At 75.3% G+C, this 3,167-nt stretch carries 3 protein-coding genes; all 3 read left to right on the plus strand.

The window, feature by feature from the left end:
• The first annotated feature begins 718 nt into the window (after window positions 1-718).
• Window positions 719-1,600: an RNase adapter RapZ gene (gene rapZ, locus NBX02_RS10680; protein WP_250285063.1), complete on the plus strand. Its 882-nt coding sequence runs from the start codon at window positions 719-721 to the stop codon at window positions 1,598-1,600.
• A complete protein-coding gene (locus NBX02_RS10685) occupies window positions 1,597-2,790 on the plus strand; it encodes a gluconeogenesis factor YvcK family protein (protein ID WP_250285066.1) in 1,194 nt (397 codons plus the stop codon). The genes rapZ and NBX02_RS10685 overlap by 4 nt, the downstream gene beginning before the upstream one ends.
• Window positions 2,787-3,167, plus strand: a 381-nt coding sequence (gene whiA / locus NBX02_RS10690) for a DNA-binding protein WhiA (RefSeq protein WP_250291176.1), incomplete at its 3' end; no start/stop codon positions are given. The genes NBX02_RS10685 and whiA, both read left to right, overlap by 4 nt.

Raw genomic sequence — 3,167 nt, forward strand, 5'->3', positions numbered from 1 at the left:
AGATGTGTATAAGAGACAGCGTCAGCGCCGCGCTGGACCCCACCACCGGCCGGCCGCGGCGCTTCGCCTACCCCCCGAACCTCCTCGTCGTCGACGGCGGCCCGCCGCAGGTCGCCGCGGCGCGCCGGGCCCTCGACGCGCTCGGCATCGACAGCGGCCCCGGCGGGGTCGCCCTGTGCGGGCTGGCCAAGCGCCTGGAGGAGGTCTGGCTGCCGGACGAGGAGGATCCGGTGATCCTGCCCCGCACCAGCGAGGCGCTATACCTGCTGCAGCGGGTCCGGGACGAGGCGCACCGGTTCGCGGTCACCTACCACCGGCAGAAGCGCTCGAAGAGCATGGTCCGCTCGGCCCTCGACGACGTCCCCGGCCTCGGGGAGACCCGCCGCAAGGCGCTGCTGCGCGCCTTCGGCTCGCTCGCGCGGATCCGGCAGGCCACCGTCGAGCAGATCGCCGAGGTGCCGGGCATCGGCCGGCGCACGGCCCAGGCGGTCGTGGACGCGCTCGCCCCCACCGGCCCCGGCGGCGCGGACGCCACCCCGGGTGCGGTCGACCCGTACACCGGAGAGATCCTGGACAGCGCGGACGCCTCACCATCCGCACCATCCGCGGCCCCGGCAGGCAGTCCCGCGCCAGCCACGGCCACCAGCGTTCACGACACCAGCCGCGCCACCGCCCCTGACCCCGGTCCTGACGCCACACCGACACGGGGTGTTCCCACATGACCTCCGCCGCGCCCGCCGCGCCACTTGAGCTCGCCATCATCACCGGGCTGTCCGGAGCCGGCCGCAGCACCGCGGCCAAGTGCCTGGAAGATCTCGGCTGGTTCGTCGTGGACAACCTGCCGCCAGCGCTGCTGGCCACCATGACCGAGCTCGGGCTGCGTTCCCAGGGCGCGGTCAACCGCATCGCGGTGGTCGTGGACGTCCGCGGCCGGGCTTTCTTCCCCGACCTGCGCGCGACCCTGGACGCGCACGCCGCCCGCGGCATGCACCCGCGGGTGCTGTTCCTGGAGGCCGCGGACGAGACGCTGGTGCGCCGGTTCGACCATGTCCGCCGGCCGCATCCGCTGCAGGGCGACGGCCGGGTGGTCGACGGCATCAGCCGCGAGCGCGCGTTACTGGCGCAGCTGCGCGGCGAGTCGGACCTGGTGCTGGACACCACCGACCTCAACGTCCACGAGCTGCGCGCGAAGATCGACGCGGCGTTCGGCCAGCCGTCGGGGACCAGGCTGGCCGCGACGGTGGTCTCCTTCGGCTACAAGTACGGCCTCCCGCTCGACGCGGACCTGGTGGCCGACTGCCGGTTCCTGCCGAACCCGCACTGGGTGGCGGAGCTGCGGCCGTACACCGGCTGCGACCCGCAGGTACGTGACTACGTCCTTGAGCAGCCCGGGGCGGAGGAGTTCGTCGAACAGTACGCGGCGCTGCTGCGGCTGGTGGGGGAGGGATATGTGCGTGAGGGCAAGCGGTATCTGACGCTCGCGGTGGGCTGTACCGGCGGCAAGCACCGCAGCGTGGCAGTGGCCGAACAGCTCGCCGGGCGGCTCGCCGGGGACGGCGTCGGCGTCCGGATAGTGCACCGTGACCTGGGGCGCGAGTGACCGTCATCGACCGAGCGCCCATCGGCCGGGCGCCAGGGCCCGGCCCCGCGGTGGTGGCCTTCGGCGGGGGGCACGGGCTGGCCGCGTCCCTGCGGGCGCTGCGGCGCATCACCCACCGTCTCACCGCGGTTGTGACCGTAGGTGACGACGGGGGCTCGTCAGGCCGGCTGCGGGCCGAGCTGGACGCGCTGCCCATGGGTGACCTGCGGATGGCACTGGCCGCCCTGGCCGGCCCGGACACCTGGTCGTCCGCCTGGGCGGAGCTGTTCCAGCACCGGTTCGGCGGGGACGGGCCGCTGGCCGGGCACGCCGTCGGCAACCTGGTGCTCACCGCGCTCGCCGAGCGGCACGGCTCCCCGGTGGGCGCGCTCGACCTGGCCGGCAGGCTGCTGGGGGCCGCCGGCCGGGTGCTGCCGCTGTCCGACGACGGCATCGACATCGTCGCCCGGGTCGCCGGCCTCGACCCGGGTGACCCGCACGCCACGGTGGAGGTCCGCGGGCAGGCGGCGGTGGCCACCACGGCCGGGCGGGTGGTGAGCGTGTATCTGCGGCCGGCCAAGCCCGCCGCCTGCCCGCCGGTGCTCACCGCGATCGACAGCGCCGAGTGGATCGTGTTCGGCCCGGGGTCGCTCTACACCAGTGTGCTGCCCCACCTGCTGGTGCCCGAGGTCACCGGCCGGCTGCTCGGTTCGCCGGCCCGCCGGGTCATGGTGCTCAACCTGGTGCCGCAGCCGGGCGAGACCGAGGGCTACCTGCCGGAGGAGCACCTGCGGGTCATCGGGACGCACGTGCCGGAGCTGGCCCTCGACGTGGTGATCGCCGACCCCGACGCGGTGCCCGACCCGGCCGCGCTCGCCCACGCCTCGGCCGAGCTGGGGGCGCGGCTGCACCTGGCGCCCGTCGCCCATCCCGGCGAACCGCGCCACGACCCCCGGCGGCTGGCCGCCGCCTTCGAGGCGGTGTTCGGGCTGACGCCGGACAGCCGGCCGGGGCGGGAAGAGCACGCGGGAAGAACAGAGATCTTCCGACCGGGCCCCGGGCCCTCGGCCGGCGCCGCACCCGGTGGCGCGTGGCCCGGCGCCGGGCGACCGGTCGGGAACGACGAGCTTGTCAGCGACGAGGCGGCATCGGCCGGTGGGACGCGCGGTGGCCCCGCCACCGCCGGCCGGTCGTGTGAAGGTGAGGAATGATTCGTGTGGCTGCAATGACCGCCACCGTCAAGGACGAGCTCAGCCGGTTGCGGGTGGCCAAGCCGTGTTGCCGCCGCGCGGAGATGGCCGCGCTGCTGCGCTTCGGCGGCGGGCTGCACATCGTGCGCGGCCGTATCGTCGTCGAGGCCGAGCTCGACGCGGGTGCCACCGCGCGGCGGCTGCGCCGGGAGATCGCCGAGGTCTTCGGCTTCCCGTCCGGTATCGCGGTGCTCGCCGCCGGCGGGCTGCGCCGGTCGGTGCGCTACATCGTCCGGGTGGAACGCGACGGTGAGCAGCTCGCCCGGTCGACCGGGCTGCTCGACCAGCGGGGCCGGCCGGTGCGCGGGCTGCCGCCGCAGGTCGTCACGGGCGCGGCC

Origin of the sequence: Protofrankia sp. CiP1_Cm_nod1 (assembly GCF_920888515.1) — a bacterium.
In the GTDB taxonomy this organism is placed as follows: domain Bacteria; phylum Actinomycetota; class Actinomycetes; order Frankiales; family Frankiaceae; genus Protofrankia.